General features: G+C 28.7%; 13 protein-coding genes. 1 reads left to right on the forward strand and 12 read right to left on the reverse strand.

The features are described 5' to 3' along the window. Nucleotides 1–11: 11 nt before the first annotated feature. The 9 genes from pstB to SCHIN_RS05050 all read right to left on the reverse strand — a co-directional run bounded on the left by pstB (nucleotide 12) and on the right by SCHIN_RS05050 (nucleotide 13491). On the reverse strand, nucleotides 12–881 hold the full coding sequence (gene pstB, locus SCHIN_RS05010; protein ID WP_166508533.1) for a phosphate ABC transporter ATP-binding protein PstB: 870 nt from the start codon (nucleotides 879–881) through the stop codon (nucleotides 12–14). Beyond that, complete coding sequence (pstA, locus tag SCHIN_RS05015; protein WP_208057181.1) at nucleotides 850–2934, reverse strand: phosphate ABC transporter permease PstA; 2085 nt, start codon at nucleotides 2932–2934, stop codon at nucleotides 850–852. The genes pstB and pstA overlap by 32 nt, the downstream gene beginning before the upstream one ends. A gap of 38 nt (nucleotides 2935–2972) precedes the next feature. Next, entirely contained in the window at nucleotides 2973–4157 is a 1185-nt protein-coding gene (gene ptsS, locus SCHIN_RS05020; RefSeq protein WP_166508535.1) for a phosphate ABC transporter substrate-binding protein, read from the reverse strand. 21 nt (nucleotides 4158–4178) lie between these two features. Then, nucleotides 4179–7130, reverse strand: a complete 2952-nt coding sequence (locus SCHIN_RS05025) for a chromosome segregation protein SMC (RefSeq protein WP_166508536.1) — start codon at nucleotides 7128–7130, stop codon at nucleotides 4179–4181. Nucleotides 7131–7269: 139 nt separating this feature from the next. Next, a complete protein-coding gene (rnc, locus tag SCHIN_RS05030) occupies nucleotides 7270–7953 on the reverse strand; it encodes a ribonuclease III (RefSeq protein ID WP_166508537.1) in 684 nt (227 codons plus the stop codon). A 1-nt stretch (nucleotide 7954) separates the two neighbouring features. Further along, on the reverse strand, nucleotides 7955–8962 hold the full coding sequence (plsX, locus tag SCHIN_RS05035) for a phosphate acyltransferase PlsX (RefSeq protein ID WP_166508538.1): 1008 nt from the start codon (nucleotides 8960–8962) through the stop codon (nucleotides 7955–7957). A 107-nt stretch (nucleotides 8963–9069) separates the two neighbouring features. Continuing rightward, entirely contained in the window at nucleotides 9070–9288 is a 219-nt protein-coding gene (locus SCHIN_RS05040; protein WP_166508539.1) for a hypothetical protein, read from the reverse strand. Between the two features lie 146 nt (nucleotides 9289–9434). Continuing rightward, complete coding sequence (locus tag SCHIN_RS05045; RefSeq protein WP_166508540.1) at nucleotides 9435–9611, reverse strand: hypothetical protein; 177 nt, start codon at nucleotides 9609–9611, stop codon at nucleotides 9435–9437. A gap of 73 nt (nucleotides 9612–9684) precedes the next feature. Further along, the gene (locus tag SCHIN_RS05050; RefSeq protein ID WP_166508541.1) at nucleotides 9685–13491 is read right to left on the reverse strand and encodes an ABC transporter permease; all 3807 of its coding nucleotides are present in this window, start codon (nucleotides 13489–13491) and stop codon (nucleotides 9685–9687) included. A gap of 230 nt (nucleotides 13492–13721) precedes the next feature. Here SCHIN_RS05050 and rpmB point away from each other — a divergent pair, with 230 nt between their 5' ends. Further along, complete coding sequence (gene rpmB, locus SCHIN_RS05055; RefSeq protein ID WP_020834659.1) at nucleotides 13722–13922, forward strand: 50S ribosomal protein L28; 201 nt, start codon at nucleotides 13722–13724, stop codon at nucleotides 13920–13922. Nucleotides 13923–14026: 104 nt separating this feature from the next. Here rpmB and SCHIN_RS05060 read toward each other — a convergent pair whose 3' ends face one another. From SCHIN_RS05060 to SCHIN_RS05070, 3 genes are all read right to left on the reverse strand, one after another. Beyond that, entirely contained in the window at nucleotides 14027–15676 is a 1650-nt protein-coding gene (locus SCHIN_RS05060) for a DAK2 domain-containing protein (protein ID WP_166508542.1), read from the reverse strand. Nucleotides 15677–15778: 102 nt separating this feature from the next. Beyond that, entirely contained in the window at nucleotides 15779–16090 is a 312-nt protein-coding gene (locus tag SCHIN_RS05065; protein ID WP_166508543.1) for an Asp23/Gls24 family envelope stress response protein, read from the reverse strand. A 364-nt stretch (nucleotides 16091–16454) separates the two neighbouring features. Continuing rightward, nucleotides 16455–18089, reverse strand: a complete 1635-nt coding sequence (locus SCHIN_RS05070; RefSeq protein ID WP_166508544.1) for an alpha-amylase family glycosyl hydrolase — start codon at nucleotides 18087–18089, stop codon at nucleotides 16455–16457. Between the last annotated feature and the right edge of the window lie 38 nt (nucleotides 18090–18127).

Raw genomic sequence — 18127 nt, forward strand, 5'->3', positions numbered from 1 at the left:
TTGTTACCTCCCTATCCAAATCTTCCAGAAATATAATCTTCTGTTTTCTTATTTTTTGGGTTTGTAAATATTTTTTTTGTTCTATCGTGTTCGATAAGTTCACCCTGTAAGAAAAATGCTGTGTAGTCACTCACTCTGGTAGCTTGTGCCATTGAGTGTGTTACTACTACTATTGTATACTCATCTTTAAGTTTTAGTATAAGTTCTTCTACTTTTAATGTTGCAATTGGGTCCAACGCACTTGTTGGTTCATCCATTAAAAGAATTTTTGGTCTCATCGCAATAGCTCTTGCGATACATAATCTTTGTTGTTGTCCACCACTCAATCCAAGCGCTGAATCTTTTAAATAATCTTTTACATCATCTCAAAGAGCAGCTTTTCTCAATGAGTCTTCAACTATTTGGTTAAGTGCTGATTTATCTGTAACACCTTGGTTTCTTGGACCAAAAGCTACATTATCATAAATTGACATTGGGAATGGATTTGCTCTTTGAAATACCATACCAACTTCAGTTCTTAATTTTACAACATCAGTTCCTGGTTCATAAACATTTGTACCATTAACAAGAATTTCTCCATCAATTGCAGTGTTTTCTACTAAGTCATTCATTCTATTTATTGATCTTAGTAAAGTTGATTTACCACAACCACTAGGTCCAATGAATGCAGTTACAGTATTTTCTTTTACTTTCATTGAAATATCGAATAGTGCTTGTTTATCACCACCATGATAATAGAAGTTTAAGTTTTTTACCTCTATAACGTTGTCTCTGTTTTTTAAAGCAACCTTTTTAGGCTTTGCAAAAACTTTTTCTTCACTAATTAATTCTAAATCTAGTGAATCATCGTTATTTTCTTTTTGATTTTTCAATTCTGCCATTTTCTCTAGCCTCCGTGATTATGTTTTTTATAATCTGTTTTCTTGTTTTAGAATTTTTTAAATGAATTCTCATTCTTCTTATGTTAAATGTATTTTTTATTTTTCTTCCCATTGCTCTGAAATGTTTTCCTATGATTACAAAATCATTTTTGTAATCATGTTTAAACACTTTGTTATATTTAGTGATTCAATAATTTTTAAATGTAAGTTTTTTCTTAGTAGGATCTAATTTTTTTGCAATGTAAGAACTAAATCAATTTAGTCCTAATACAAATAAAATCGTTACAAATGCTAACTGGTAAGCAACTCCTAAAGTTTTTGGATCACTACCTTCTGCTGCCATCATATAGATTTGGGTTGTCATTGTAGCTCCTGATGAGAAGAATCCTTCTGTAGGCATTCTTACTGAAGTTCCAAGAGTTAAATAAACCGGAGCAGACTCTCCTACAATTCTGGCAACTGCCAGAATTGTTCCTGTTAAAATTCCTTGCATTGCATTAGGCAATACAACTTTAAAAATAACACTTGTTTTATTTAATCCCATTCCATATGCAGCTTCTCTATAAGAAGAAGGAACACTTGTAATTGCATCTTCAAAAGTTGTAATAAGTGAAGGTAGGATTACAATTGTCATTGTTAAACTTGCAGCAAATACCGACATTGGTATTTTAAATGCTACAACAAATAAACTAAGTCCAAATACCCCAAACACAATACTTGGTGTTGAGGCCAATACATTAATTGCAAATCTTACAACTTTTGCAAACTTACCATCTTTGTGAGCGTACTCTGCTAAGTAAAGAGCCACAATTAAGGCCAATGGTATTGCAAAAATAATTGTTGCAATAACCAACAATATGGTTGTTAGCATTGTTGCAAAAATACCAGCTCTTTGTCCTTCAATTTCTCTAAATGCTGATGGATCAAATCCTGCTATTCCTTTTACAATTACTGTTAAAATTATTCAACTTGTAAAAGCAACAATTATAGCTGTAGAAGATATCATAAAGAACTTAGTGATTGCACTGTGAACTTTTTTTCTTGTTCTTTTTTCAGTATAAGTTTGAACTAATACTTTTAATTTATAAGGTTCATAAATTGCATCTTTATCTCTTTTAATAATTCTTCTAACTTTTTGTTTTTTTAGTTTTCTATATTTTCTATTATTAATATTTCCAACTGCAATTATTAATAAGTTAATAATAATAACTAAGAAGAATAAAATTAATCCAATTGCATAAAGAGCAGATTCATGTGTTCTTCCATTATTTTCTAACATCTCAAGTCCAATTGTTCCTGCAAGAGTTCTTATTGAAGAGAAAATAAATCCTAGGAAACCATTATTAGTTTCTAAACCTTGTGTTGAGTTACCAGCAATTAAAATAACTGCCATTGTTTCTCCAATAATTCTAGCTATCCCTGTAATGATAGCTGTAATTATTTTTGGCATAGCACTTACAAGAACAACTCTTGTAGTAGTAACTTCTTTTGTCATACCTAAACCAAGAGATGCCAATCTGTAACCATCAGATACAGATTCAATTGCATTAATTGATAAAGTTATCATTGTTGGCAAAGCCATAAATGCAAGTGTAAAACTTGCTGTCATCATGTTTCCACTAGTTGGAGCTCCCATTTTAACAAAGATAGGTCCAATTTGATCTAATGCAAACAATCCAAATACTACTGAAGGAATACCTGCAAGTAATTGAATAAATGTAACAACAAACTTTTTAACTTTTAACGATAAATATTCTGTTATAAATAAAGAACTAAATATTGTAAGTGGGATTGAAAAACATAAAGCAATTAGCAGCAACATTAATGTTGATGCTATAATTCTTAACAACCCATAACTTCCAGTTCCGTTTTTTCCTGGCTCTCAAACTTTACCAAAGATAAATTTGAAGAAACCAACCTCATGTAGAGCTGGAACTGATTTATAAACTACAAAAGCAATTAGTACAGCTAGTATTAGTAATGTAAAACCTGTTACTACAACAACTGATCACTTTGAAGTTGCATCCATTTTAGAAAGTTTTGCTCTTGGCATCACCTTCGTCGGGCCGGATTTACTTTTTAAATTAACCATTATTCCAGTACCCCCTCGTTAGATAACAATTTAAATACAGGTACTAAACCTTCATCAACAAAATCATTTTCAGATTTTGTTGCACTTTTCATCATATATGCAAAGAATTCAACAATGTTTACAAAGTCAGAATTATGTGAATTGAAAATTCCAATAAAAGGTCTTTTAAGTTCATATCCATTTTTATCTTTAATAAAATCATCATTTGTTAATGTTTTATCTGGAACTCATTCGCTACCATTTCACTTAAGAGCGTGCTCTCAATCTGCTGGGTTTTCAAATAAATCTTCATCTGCTGGGTTTCCTAATTTTTTATCAGATACTCCAGCTATTTTAACTCCAGATTCTTTTGTTACTTGTTTTACAAAAGCATAAGACACAAATCCAAATGTACCTCTACTACTTTTAATATTTTCAAACATTGAACCATTTGAGTTAACTACACTTGAGCTTGGCATTTCTTTTATTCCTGTTAAATCACTAAATGCACTTCTAGTTCCTGAACCAGATTCTCTTGTGAATGTACTTATTCTTGAAGAAGAATTTGGAACATCTTCTTGCCCTAACATTCTTGCAAGATTTTCTCATGTAGAATTTGATGCTGCATAAATCAATGCTAATTCTTTTCCTGTTGTTTTGTCTTCCTCTTTTAGTTTTAAGTTCATTAAATCATTATTGAATCAAGTTGGAGGATTATAAATTAAAACAATTGCATCAATTGCAAATTCAAAAGCAAAATAACTTTTTCTTTTTGCATTTTGTTTATTTTCATCTTTGAAAAGATTCATATAATTTACAAAGTTTTGTGAATTTTCTTTTTCAAATTCGATTTCATATTTATCGTTTTCGTTTACAACATTTTCATCAAACTCTGGGTTATTATCGAGTACTGCAAATTCATTTCCGTCAGACAAAGTTGATGAAGAAATGTCTTTTGAAATAAATCCTCCAGCATACATTTCTTTTTCAACTCCACTAACTCCAGCTTGACTCCCTGTTGAGTTATAAATAAAGTCTGTATCTTTATCATCATGATAAGTTTTTGTAAATCTTTGCATAAAAGTATTTACACTTGTACTCCCACCAAGAATTACATAATCCTTGGGTGCTGCAAATGATCAAATTCATATTGCTGCAAATACAGAGAATATAGCTATCAAGATAATACTTAACTTCTTGCTCATTTTTTTGCTCCTTATTTAAACTTAGCTTGCGTTACTAATTTTTTTAGCTTCAATAAGTTTAATTTGCACTAATTTAGTAATACCTTTTTGTTGCATTGTTGCTCCAAATAAAATATCACAATTTTCCATAGTACCAATTCTGTGAGTTACAATCATAAATTGTGTCTCATTGATAAAAGTTTTTATATATTTTGCAAAACGTTCAACGTTTGCAATATCTAAAGGTGCTTCAACCTCATCAAGAATAACCAATGGAATTGGTTTTACTTTTAAGATTGAGAATAATACTGATAAAGCTACCATAGATTTTTCTCCCCCTGATAATAAGTTTAGGTTACTAATTTTTTTACCTGGTGGTGAAATTTTAATATCAATTCCAGAATTTAAAATATCGTCTGGATTTGTATAAACTATGTTTGCTGTTCCTCCCCCAAACAATGTTGCGAAAGTATTTGGTAATGCACCATTAACATCTTTAATAATTTTTTTGAACTGAACAACCATTTGTTCGTCCATGTCATTAATAGCTTCTTTTAAATTATTAATTGATTCGATTACATCATTTGTTTGTTCAACATAATGCTCATATCTTTCGTTTTCTTCTTTGAATTCCTGGATAGCATCAAGGTTAATATTTCCTAATGATTTAATTTCTTGTCTTAGTAAATTAATTCTATCTCTTGTTTGTTCTTCATTATCAACATTTGTTTGTTCTATTGAAATTGCAGATTCAAAAGTTAGGTTATAATTTTGTGCAAGTCTTTCAGAAGCTGAAGATTGTTTTTCAAACATCAACATTGAATCTGCATTTAGGTTTGCATATTTATCTTTCATTGCAGACAACATTCTTCTATCTTCATCGATTGTTGAGTGAAGTTTGTTTTGTCTTTCATTAGATTTATCTTTAAGAGATCTAATAACGTTCATTTGTTGTTGAATTTCTTCTTTTCTTGCTTCACAATCTGTAACTTGTTCAATAATTTTAATAATTTGTTCATCAAGAGATTGAAATTCTTGTTCTCCACCATCCAACTCTTTTCCGGTAAGAACTCTATATTCTTCACGAATATCTGCTTGAGATTTTTCAATTTGTTCAGTTGCAGCTTTTGCACTACCAATGGCAGTTTGAATTTCTGCAATCTCTTCTCTTGATTGTTCGATGTGATCACTTAATGAATTTACTTGTCCTTGTAGGTCAAGTTCGTTTGAATCTAGTATATTTTTCTTTTCTTCAAGTTCACTAATTCTCATTGATTCGTTTAGAAGATTATTTTTTTGTTTTCTACTTCCCCCAACAATAGCTCCGTGTGGTAAAACTCTTTCCCCATCCAGTGTAACTATGTTGAATTTGTAGTTTGTTAATTTTGCAACTTCAATTGCATCATCATATTTATCAACAACAATGTAAGTTGCCAATAAATAATCTAAAACTACTTGATATTTTTTTTCTATTTTAATTAGTTCATTTGCAAAACCTACAAAACCTTTTGCTTTTTGAATTGCAAATCTCATGTCGCTTTTAATGTAGTTAGCTCTTAATGTATCTAATGGTAAGAATGTTGCATAACCTGCTTTATTTGATTTTAAGAATTCAATTGCAGCTTTTACATCAGCACTATTTCTAGCAACAACGTTTTGAAGTGAATTTTGTACAACACTTGCTATTGCATTTTCATATTGCTTATCTACGTTTATTAACTCTTGAACAGTTCCAATAATTCCTGCTAAAACTTTTTTGTTTTCTAAAATATTTCTTACACCTTCAAAAAGATTATCATTTGAATTTTTTCTAGCATATAAGTTTTCTAAAGTTGATTCAATTCTAGCGTTTTCTTTTCTTAATAGGTCTAATTTTTTGTTTAATTCAAATCTTTGCTTACTAAAGTCTTCTAAAGCATTTCTTTTTTCCACTTTGTCTGCTAATAATTTACCCAGTTTTTGTTCTTCTGAATTTAATTTAATTTCTAATTCTTTTGCCTTATTTTTAAGATCACTGATTCTAAATTCTTTATCGTCAATATCAACTTTTGATTTTTTAGATTCTAAACTAATTCTTGAAACTTTTAATTGACCTATTTCATCAACTATTTTTGTAAATTCTTTATTAAGTTTTGAAAGTTCTCTTTCGTTTTCAAAACTTGATTTATTAATATTATTAAATTCTTCACTTCTACTTTGAATTGCTTTTTCTAAAGATGAAATTTGAGTTTTCATTTCAACTTTTTCTTCACTAATTTCTAAAATTCTTTTTTTGTAAAGTTGAATATCTTTTACTAAAACAGCTACTTCAATTTGTTTTAGTTCATCAAATTTTGTTTGATATTCTGAAGCTTTTTTTGACTGTCTTTTAAGTGAAGGCAATTTTCTTTCAATTTCATTAATAATGTCATTGATTCTATCCAAATTATCTTGGCTTCTTAAAAGTTTTCTAATAGCTTCTTCTTTTCTCTTTTTGTATCTAGCAACACCTGCTGCTTCATCAAAAAGTCTTCTTCTTTGTTCTGGACTTGATTCAACAAATGATGAAATTGATCCTTGAGAAATAATTGCAAGAGAAGATTTTGTCAATCCAGTCTCTAGAGCAATATCTTGTATATCTTTTAATCTTACTTTTGAACCATTTATGTAATATTCTGATTCTTTTGTTAACTTGAAAAATTTTCGAGTTATTGATACTTCATTATAATCTAAAGAGCTAAATGCTCGTGTACTATTGTCAAAAACAAGAGTGACTTCTGCCATATTTAGTGGTTTTCTGTCTGAACTACCAGAAAAAACAATATCCTCCATAGAATCACCTCTAAGAGATTTTGAAGATTGTTCTCCTAATGCTCACATTATAGCGTCTGTAATGTTTGATTTTCCTGACCCATTCGGCCCGACAATTCCTGTCATAGCAAAATCAAAGTTTAGGGTTGTTGGTTCTGCGAAAGACTTAAACCCAAACGCTTCGATACGTTTTATAAATATCATAATTTTTTACCTCTTGTTTTTGTATATAGCCGTCCTATATAACTTACATTTGTTATTATATAGATTTTTTAAAATAATCAAACTTTTTTTAAAATTTTTCCCTACAAAAAACCCCTTTGAAAGGGGCTTTTAAAATTTTTTAAATTTTGTTCTTTATTTTTGATAATGCGTTTTTTGCAGCTTCTTGTTCTGCTTGTTTTTTGTTTGATCCTTGACCTACTCCATAAACCATTCCGTCTAAAGTACAATTTACAGTAAATATCATTTTGTTATCTTCAAGTTTTTCTTGACTTATTGTAACATATGATAATTCACTTCTCATTTCGACTTGAATAAGTTCTTGCAATTCTGATTTAAAATCACGAATTGCATCCAAGAAAATATCTAAGTTGCTTTCACTAAAAATGGTTGCATTTAGTCATTTAACTAATGCATCAGGACCAGCTTCTAAATAAATTGCAGCTGTCATTGATTCGTAAGCATCTGCTAAAATTGAATCTTTTTCATAACCTTTTGACTCAAGTTCCCCAACTCCAAGTCTCAACAGTTTTCCAAGACCAATAATTCTTGAAAACTGTGCTAATGTTTCTTTTCTAACAATAGAACTTCTGTATCTTGTCAGAATTCCTTCGTTTGATTTAGGGAATTTTTTAAATAAATATTCACTAACTTTTTGTTGTAATATTGCATCACCAAGAAACTCTAATCTTTGGTAGTTTTTAGCAATTCTATGTTCATTTGAATAAGAATTGTGTGTAACTGCCTCATCATATAGAGCGTTATCTTTTGGTGTTATGCCAAACTTTTCTAAAAATTCTCTCATTTTATCCTTCTTTTAGAACTTTTTTGATTTTATTTAATACATCGTTGTTGATTGCGTTATATGTCATTGATAATGTTGCATAGAAAGATACAGCATCACTAGATCCATGTGATTTGAAAGCAATTTTGTTTGCTCCCAATAAAATTGCACCAGCATGGTTTTTGTAGTCAAATTTTGCCCCCACTTCTTTGAAAGCTTTTCTCAAACGAAGTGCTGCCAATTTTCTAAATAAATTTTTTGTAATTGCTGCTTTAATTTCAGATAAAAGATTTTTCCCCATTCCTTCAACTGCTTTTAAAACCATATTTCCTGCAAAACCATCAGTTACAATAATATCAACAAGACCAGACGCTAAATATCTTGATTCTATATTACCTGTAAAGTTAAGTGATTTATTTTCGCTTAATAATTTATATGCCTCTTTGTGCATTTCTGTACCTTTTGATTTTTCTTCTCCAAGATTCAATAATGCTATGTTAGGATTTTCAATTCCTCTAATTGCTTTTGCATAAGCATTTGCCATAATAGCAAATTTTTCAATGTCTTCTGCACTACATTCAAGGTTTGCACCTACATCTAATAATAAAGTTACTTTGTCTTTAACAATAGTTGGAATAACTGGCATAAATGCCGGTCTTTCGATTCCTTCAATTTCTTTTAGTATAAAGTGGCAACCAGCAATAAACGGAGCTGTAGCTCCCCCTGTTGTAATTGCATCAGCTTTTCCTTCGTTTACAAGTTCAATTGCTCTAACCATAGAAGAATCTTTTTTTCTTCTTATGTCCATAATCCCATCAGTCATTTCAATGACTTGAGTAGTATTTAAAAATTCTACTTGTTCAGGGTTATATTTTTTCTTAGTTAGCGCTTTTCTTAACTCTGCTTCATCTCCAACAAAGATGATTTTAAGATCTTTACGCTCACCTAAAAGTTTAATAGCAGCATCTACTGCTGGAATTAAACCTTTATCCGAACCCATAACATCAAATGCTATCGTTTTAAATTCCATATTTTTTCTCCAATTCCATTTAAATTATATATTAATAATTTTATATCTTGTTAATTTCAAACAAAAACTTTCTGTTATAAAAAATTGATACAGAAAGTTTATAATTTCTATTTTTTGTATTTTGCTTTGTTTTCTTGTTGGCGGGCACTTCCCTCTGAACAACAAGGACATTTTTTTGTCAAACAAACTTGACAACCAATACATTTTAAACAACTTTGACATCCATGGAATGAACCACTACAAACTCTACAAGTGTAACAGTTATGGGCTCCTCCAGGACAACAAACGTCTTTGTTTGAAGCATCATTATTTTTTGGTAACGGCATGTTATTACCCCCTTTTTCTAATGATAGATATAATTATATCAAAAATAAAAATATAGGCAAATATCCTATATTTTTGGTTCTATTCACTTAATTTCACAAAAAGTTTTTGTACGTTTTCATTTATAACCATACTTTTTAATGCATTTTTATACAATGTTTTTTGTTTTGTTTTCAACCATTGCCCTTAACTCTTTTATTCCATTTCCTAGTTCTTCAGATTGTTTTCTTGTTTCTTCAAATTGTTTTCTTGTTTCTTCAAATTGTTTTTTTAATTCTTTTATATTTTTTTCAAGTTTGCTAACTCCTATTGGACACTTTGACATTCTAATAACTCCCTCTTTATTTGATTTACTTTACAATTTATTTTTTATTAACTTAATTTTTTCTTAAAAACAATTAATATTCTGTTAAAGCACGTTTTTTAATTTGAATTATAGCAGAAACTCAACCAATAAACATGATTGCTGCAATTGAAATAAATGAAACTATTGGTATTCAAGGCAATACTGGTATTACCAGCAATACTTTTAGTTTATTTCAAACTATTAACCTAATAACAGCTCAAGTAATCATTGAAAGTCCATAAGCTGTAATAAATGCAAACAGAGAACCTGTTACATATCTTCCAATAACCATTCAGTTGATTTTTTTGTCTGTATATCCTAACGACCTCATAATTGTAATGATACTTATAGCATCACTTATTATAATGTTCATAATTACTACCAGCAATATTATTAACAACATTACATCAATTGCAATATACATTAACATAGTTCTTGACATTTCTTCCATCATAGAATTAATAGCAGATTTTATAATTGGTAAAACAACAATATTTCCACCCAATACATTTCCATCCATTATGTAATTAAATTCTTTATCCACAGATTTTAAAGCATTTTCTAATTGTTGTTTTTTATCTCCTAAGAAAGCTTCTAGCAATTCACCTAAATTTTCTCATTGTTCCGAACCTACAATTTCTTTTCAATAAACATCTAACATAGGGCCCAATCACTCTTTAGCTTCAGTTCCTCCTAAAATATTTGAAGTTTGAACAGCTGAAGTTTCAAGTCTGTTTTTAAAGTTTTTACCCAAGTTTTCTAGATCATTAATATTAAATTCTCCGTCAATACTTGGCTTTGTACTATATTTTGCGTTAAAGTAATTTTCATTCGGATCTAATTTTTCTTTATCTCCAAACTTATCAAATAAGTTGTTGTAGTCAAGATAGAAATTTTCCATCATGTTATCGTTTTTGTTAATACCAACAACTTTTAAATCAATACTCATTCTTCCTTCAACTCCAACGTTTAAAGGAATAACATCTCCAATTTTTAGATTTAAAAGTCTTTGAACTCTTGCAGAAACTAATCCTGGAATTTCTTGGCCAGGCAACTCTTCTCTTAATTTATCAAATTGTTCATTGGTAATTCCATCAAAATTATAAGTATTTCTTGGACTACCATATTTTCCTGTGGTATCAAAAGAAATAATATATGTACTTTCTGGGTCTAATTCTGAACTATTTTTTTCAGCAGCTGGAACATTGTAAGTTAATAGATCAGTGTTTTTATCAAATAACGCTGAATTCGAAGTTATAAATTGGTCTGTTGAAAAATCTTTAATAACAATTTCTGCCAAGAAAGTTGCAAGTCCTGTATTTAATGCACTAGTTCCACCAGTTTCTCCTTCTTCTTCATTATTATTATTTCCATCATTTGGATTTGAACTATCAATATTTACTTGTCCAAGTAAATATTTTTGATATTCTTGTGGGTCAGAACAATTTGTAAATGAAGAACTTGCAGAAGAAATACATGAGTATTTTGCAATATCACTTAATCAAATACTATTAAATTCTTCTGTTTTGTCATTTTTAACAGCATACATTGTATTTTCACTATCTGGTTCAATGATTTTTAATAATTGCTGCAAAGTTGTCATATTTAGATCATTTATGTTTGTAGGAATATCATCAATATTTTCAAATGGAGTAAATAACGCTAACGCATTAAACACCATAGAAGCATAAGTGCTATTTTCTTGAGTAATCAACTCTCTTCTAGCAAGATCATCTCTTGTTTCAGAAAGCTTTGTCATTAATTTGTTAATTTCTAAATACTTATTAAATGATTTTGCATCATCTGAATTTTGTAAAAAGTTTTCTACAGTTCCATATTCACTGATATCAAATCATTTAATTCTTTTTTTATAACTTCTTTCGTCTAATGTAATTTTATTTCAAACAGCTATATTTGAAGTTCCTTGTAAATGATAATAGTGATTCATATCTTCTGAGAAATAATTGAAAGCACCATTTATCATATTATTAATTACAGGCAATGCTCTCATTTGCATAGTAAACAAATATGAACTCAATCCTATCAATCCCATTATTAAGAAGAATTTTCCTTTACCATGAGACACAAAAGCATCTTGCATTCTATAAGTGAATGCAATGTTTCGTTTTCTAAAGTAACTTAGCAATGCATAATTTATTCCTGCAAAAATTAATGCTGGAGGGAAAATTACATAAATTATTTTATTTAAGTGTTTAAAGGTTTTTTGTTTTGGACCTTTGCTTAAAAGGTCCAAAGCAGATTCGTTCATATATCTAAATATTGTCATATATGAAATTGCAGAGAACAATAAAGGTACCCCAATAATCAAAAGAGTTAAAAAGATTGGGTTTGAGTAAATTGATTGATAATCAAAAATAACTATGTTTGCATATGTTTTTGTAGCCGCTTTAATTTGGAAAGGAATTGAAAGAGCATAACCTATTGCAATAGAAATTGTCATAACAATCATAGTTTTGACTGCAAATACTCATGTAAGTTCTCTTGTTGTATAACCAAGCGATTTAAATACACCAAGTTGTCTTCTAGTATCTCTAATTTCTTTCTTTATTACAAATAAAACAAAGAAGAAACCAAGTACAAACAAGATTCCACCAATTACTCCGAAAATTCAAGTCATAATTCTAAGGTTTTCAAGTTGTGCTATTTGTTCATGATGTTTCATGGTTTTAAATGGTAAAGTCCTTCTAGAAAAGAAATTATAAAACAAATCATTCATGTCATATTTAGAATTTTTTATCATTCTATCTTGGATGATATATGTATTACTATCGAATTTAAAATCTGTTTTGAAGTTTATATCAAATATTTGTTGGTTAAAAAATGAACTGTCTACAAATATTTGTGCATAATTTTTATTTGATTCAAAAATTCCTGAATTAGATGGTGTTAAAGTAGAATACTTAATAGCTTCTCCAACAATTCTAAACTGAATTCTTGCTCCAGAAACTGCAATTGTTAATGTATTTCCTATTTTTAAATTTCTTGATTTTAAAAATAGGTCATTTACATACGCATCATACACAGTTGTATTAATGGTATAAGGGTCAATTTTGTTTTGACCTTTTTCTACAATTAAGTTGTTTAAATTTGCATCATTTGAGCTTTTTTGTACAGCATTTAAAGATTCGATTTGAACTTTAACTTCTGTTGAGTTTGAAACGTCTTGAAATCTTGACACTAGTCTTTGAAAAACATTGTATCTAAAATCTTTTTCGTTTTGTTCAACTTGTTCTAATAACCTATTAGAAATATAAGAAACAAAACTTCCTCCAGCATTATATTTTACAAAATCTTCAATTAAAGATTGTGAAAAAATATCACTATATTTGACCTCTTTATTATCACCCTCCATTGGAAATGAATAATGAGCATCAATCCCACCTCTTCTTGAAGTTGCAAGAATTGATGAAAGAGTTTTTAGTTCATAACTTTTGATTAACTCTTCTTTTATATCTTCACCTTGATCGGTACCACTATTATTTAATTCAAGTTCTGCTTGATATTGAGCAGAAGCTATTATGTTTTGCTTTGCTTCTTCTTGTAATCAACCTTTAGTTTCAATTACAAAGTTTTCTGCACCTTCATAGTTTATTTCAATATCTTTTTCATTTCATATTTTTTCAATAGATTCTTCTGAAACCACTGAATTAAACTGCATTTGTCTATCTCAAGTGTTTGTTTTCCCTTCAATAGAGGCTGCTTTTAAAGTTAATTGTAAAGGGGTTGCTAACATACCCATAATTACCATTGTAAAAATAGCTAAAAATAAAACTGTTCCCAAAGTTTCTATTCATGATTTTATAAATAGTTTAATGTATGACTTAAAAATATTAGTCATATTTATTCCCCCTAATTTCTTTTTGATTATATATTTTATAAACACCATTTGGTAGTAAAAACCTTTATAAAAAATAAAATAAAAAACTTTTTAGTGTAGAATAAATTTATACAAAATTATATTTAAAGTTCTAAATAGTCCTATTAAACGAGTATTTTCAATTAATTTGCATTTACTATTGTTTTTTAAATCTAATTATTGTAATATATTTTAGTCCGAGGTGAATTAATATGGCAAGAAAAGACGGTTTAACAGGAAAAGGACCATTATCAGGTAATTCAAGATCACATGCTATGAATGCCAACAAAAGAAAATGAAACCTTAACCTACAGAAAGTTCAAGTAATGGATGAAAACGGTAAAGTTATGACTTTAAAAGTTTCAGCTAGAACACTAAGAACTTTGAAAAAAAACAACCAATTAGCAAAATAAATAAAACAATAAACTAAGAGTTCCATTTAGGAATTCTTTTTTTGTCTTCCGGTTAAATGAAACATAAAAAAAGGTTTGCAGTATTACAAACCTTTTTTCTGGTATTATTCAATTCCAATGATAAATGAATATACTTCTTGACCTCCGTCAACAACTTCATATTCAACATCATGATTTTCATCTAAATATTTACGTAAATCGTTTATATCTTTAAAAGAAGCGTCCACTCCTGTAAAGATAGTAATTATTTCAGTTTTTGAAGTAATGTATTTTGCTAAAGCTTTTGAGAATACTTCTGCTAGAGTATTTGTTGAGATAACAACTTTTTTATCAGCTATCATCATGTATTGTCCTTCAACAATTTTTACACCATCAAGTGTTGCGTCTCTTGCAGCTTTGTTAATTGAAATTGAAGTCACATTTTTAATAGTTTTTGCAATGTTTGCTTCATTTTTCTTACTTGATTCTTCTGGATCTAAACTTAAGTAACCTGTAATTCCTTGAGGAATAGTTTTAGTTTCTAAAACTGTTACTTTTGACATATTTTCTAATTCTTTTGCTTGTTTTGCTGCTAATAAAACGTTTGAGTCATTAGGGAAAATGTAAACTTGTTTAGCATCTACTTTTTCAATAGCTGCTAAGAAGTCGTTTGTTGATGGGTTCATTTTTGGTCCCCCGTCAATTACGTAATCTACATTTAATTCATCTTTAAAGTAATTTAAAATCCCTTTTGATCTTACAACAGCAATTGTTGCAACATCATTTGCTAATGTTCTTTGTTTTTCAGCAGTTTTTTTAGCATCACTTGATACAGAACCTGCATCATTAACGTGTCTTTCAGCTTGAAGATTCATGTTTTCAACTTTAATAGTTTTGAATTCTCCAAATTGTTGTAAGTAAGTCAATACTTGTCCAAGCATTAATGCATGTGTATGTATTTTTAGAATGTCTGAATCAACTACAGCAACAATTGAAGTATTTCCATATTGTTCAAATGTTGTTCTTACAGTATCTACTTTTAGTTTCCCAATTAATTCTTCATTTAAATTAACAATAGCTTCTGTACAATATCCAAATTCATCCTCGATGTCCATTTCGATGTTTCCACCTGTATTTTCTTCAAGTTTTTTTAATCTGTCTATTGGTTTAGATTTGTTTACAAAGTATTGAATTCCTTCAATAAATTTAACAAGCCCATAACCTCCACTATCAACAACTCCCACTTCTTTTAAAGGTGGTAAAAGTTCTGGTGTGTTTTCTAGCGAGATGTTTGCAGCTTCCACTGTTTTTTCTCAAAATGTTTTTGCGTCCATTTTTGAATCTGTAATTGAATTTACAAATTCACTTGTTTCTCTAATTACTGTTAAAATAGTACCTTCAACTGGTTTCATAACAGCAGCATATGCTACTTCTTTTGCGTTTGAGAAAGCTAGTTTTCAAGTTTCAATATCTAAAACTTCTCTATCTTTCATTCCATTTGAAAATCCTTTTACGATTTGTGAAAATATAACTCCTGAGTTACCACGAGCCCCCATAATTAAACCTCTTGCAAATTTCGCCATTAATGGAGAAATTCCTTCAAAGTTTTCATTTTCTATTTCAGCATAACCATTTGTACATGTCAGGTTCATGTTAGTTCCTGTATCTCCATCAGGTACGGGGAAAACATTTAGTTTGTCAATGTGCGGGTAATTGTTATATAAATTGTTAACACCGCTAGTTATCATGCCTTTTAAAATTTGCACATCTTTCATAGTTCTATTTCACCTTCTACTAATATTGTTTTTTTCTTATCAAAAAAATAATAAAAAATTGCAAAAATACTTTTGCCAGATATATAATTGTAGTCCCGAGATCTAAATAATTTCTAGATCATCCACAGCTACGTCAACTATATAATTTCGCACAAATTGGTTTAATTTTTCCAATTCATACTTTACGCGAATTTGAACCTCATTAACAACGTCTCTAATATTAACCCCATTGATTAAAATGATATGGATTTTTACTCTTCCGATGTTATCTGCTGAAGTAATTTCAACAGCATTTTTTATGTCGCTAGTTTTAATTTCTGATTGTGATTTTGCTGAGCAATTCGCAAAAGAAATTACACCCGGTACAGTAACTACAGCATTGCTAATTGCATCATAAACAGTTTGGTCGATCATCTTCAAGCCCTCCATAACATAATAAACAGGTAATAAAAGAAAAACATATTGCATGTTTTCAAATCAGTACAATATTATTCTACACTATATTGATAATTATTGTAATCAATTACTTTTATTTTTTTAATTCAAAAATTTATTTCAAAAATTTATTTCAACATTTACAACTTACTTATAAGTCTATTTATTATTATAGACAAAAAATGACACATAAAAAAGTGATTTTTAAAGTAAATTCACATTACCAAAACCAGTAAATATTTTCTTAACCTTTTACAAATATGAGATATCAGTCAAATTACATCAACATAAAAAATCAGCGTAAAACCGCTGATTTTTTAATATTATTTTGTTTTTAAAAAGATTAGTATGTCTTATGTAAAATTACACATTGATAAGGTTTGAATTCACCAGTATTCAAGTCTTTGTAATTATTAAACAATACTTCGTAATCTTTAAAATCTAAATTTAAATCATTACTTAATTGTTCTTCAAACAAATTAGCAACAATTAAATATTCGTCTTTAGAACCAACTCTTTTGTATGAACATAGTTGAGAATTTTTATCTAAGAATTCTATTTTACCTTCTCCTAAAGCTTCAGAGTTTTTCTTCATATTTAAAATGAAACTATAGAAGTTTAAGATTGAATTTTTATCTTTAAGTTGATCTGCAACATTAATTTTTTCATAATTTGGGTTTACTTTTATTTGTGGTTCATTTTCACTAAATCCCGCATATTTTTTGTTTTCTCATTGCATTACAGTTCTTGAATGGTCTCTACATTTTGAATCAACTATTTTAAAAATTTCTTCTTCACTTAATCCTTTATTTCTAAAAATTTCAACATTGTTTTTTGTTTCTACATCAAAAAAATCATCATTATCTTTAAAATTATAATTTGTCATCCCTATCTCTTCACCTTGATATACAAAAGGAATTCCTCTTTGTAAGTAAAGATATGTTGCAAAAGATGTTGCAGATTCATATCAATATTTACTATCATTTCCAAATCTTGAAACACTTCTTGGTTGATCGTGATTATTGAAAAATAGTGATAATAAACAATTTTGTTCTTGGTAATATTCTTGTAGTTCAGTTATTATTCTTTTAAATTCTTTTATATCTGGTTTTTTATAAAGTCATTTAACTTTACCTTCAAAATCAACTTTCATATGATTAAAATCAAAAATAACGTCTAATTCTTTATTTTCTTGTCTAACATATTCAATCATTATTTCCATGTTACTTGTAAGCATTTCTCCAACTGTTAAAAAGTCTTTAACATTTCCAAAAGAATTTTGATTCAAGAATTTTAAATATTCATGCATTCTTGGTCCATTAGTGTAAAGATTTCGCCCACCATAATCTGTTGTATCATCAGGTAACCCTTCAGCTTTTGAGTATAAATTACATACATCAAACCTAAAACCTCTAACTCCTTTTTCAATTCAAAAGTTAAGAATTTTAATTATTTCATTTCTTAATTCTTCATTTTCTCAATTAAAGTCAGGTTGGTTTTTTGTAAATAAATGCATGTAATATTTATCTAATTCTTCAACATATTCTCAAGCACTACCCCCAAATTTTGACATTCAATTGTTGGGTACACTTCCATCGGGTTTTGGATCTCTAAAGTAAAAATATTCCATATATTTTTTATCACCTTTTAAAGCCTTTTGAAATCATTCATTTTTATCTGAACAATGGTTTAAAACTAAATCAATCATAATTTTCATATCTAGTTCATTTGCTTTTTCAATAAGTTCTTCAAAATCTTTATTTGTTCCTAAACTTGGATCTACTTTGTAATAGTTTATTACATCATAACCAGAATCTTCAAAATCAGATTCATAAAAAGGTGATATTCAAACTTGAGTAACTCCTAAACTTTTTAAATATTCAAGTTTTTCATTAATTCCTTTTATGTTTCCTACATTTGATTTATGAGCATTGAAGGTTTTTACAAAAACTTCATACACTATTTCTCTTTCTTTCATTTTTTTCCTCTATTCTTTATATAATTTTAAACAATTTT

The organism is Spiroplasma chinense (genome assembly GCF_008086545.1).
GTDB lineage: Bacteria > Bacillota_I > Bacilli_A > Mycoplasmatales > Mycoplasmataceae > Spiroplasma_A > Spiroplasma_A chinense.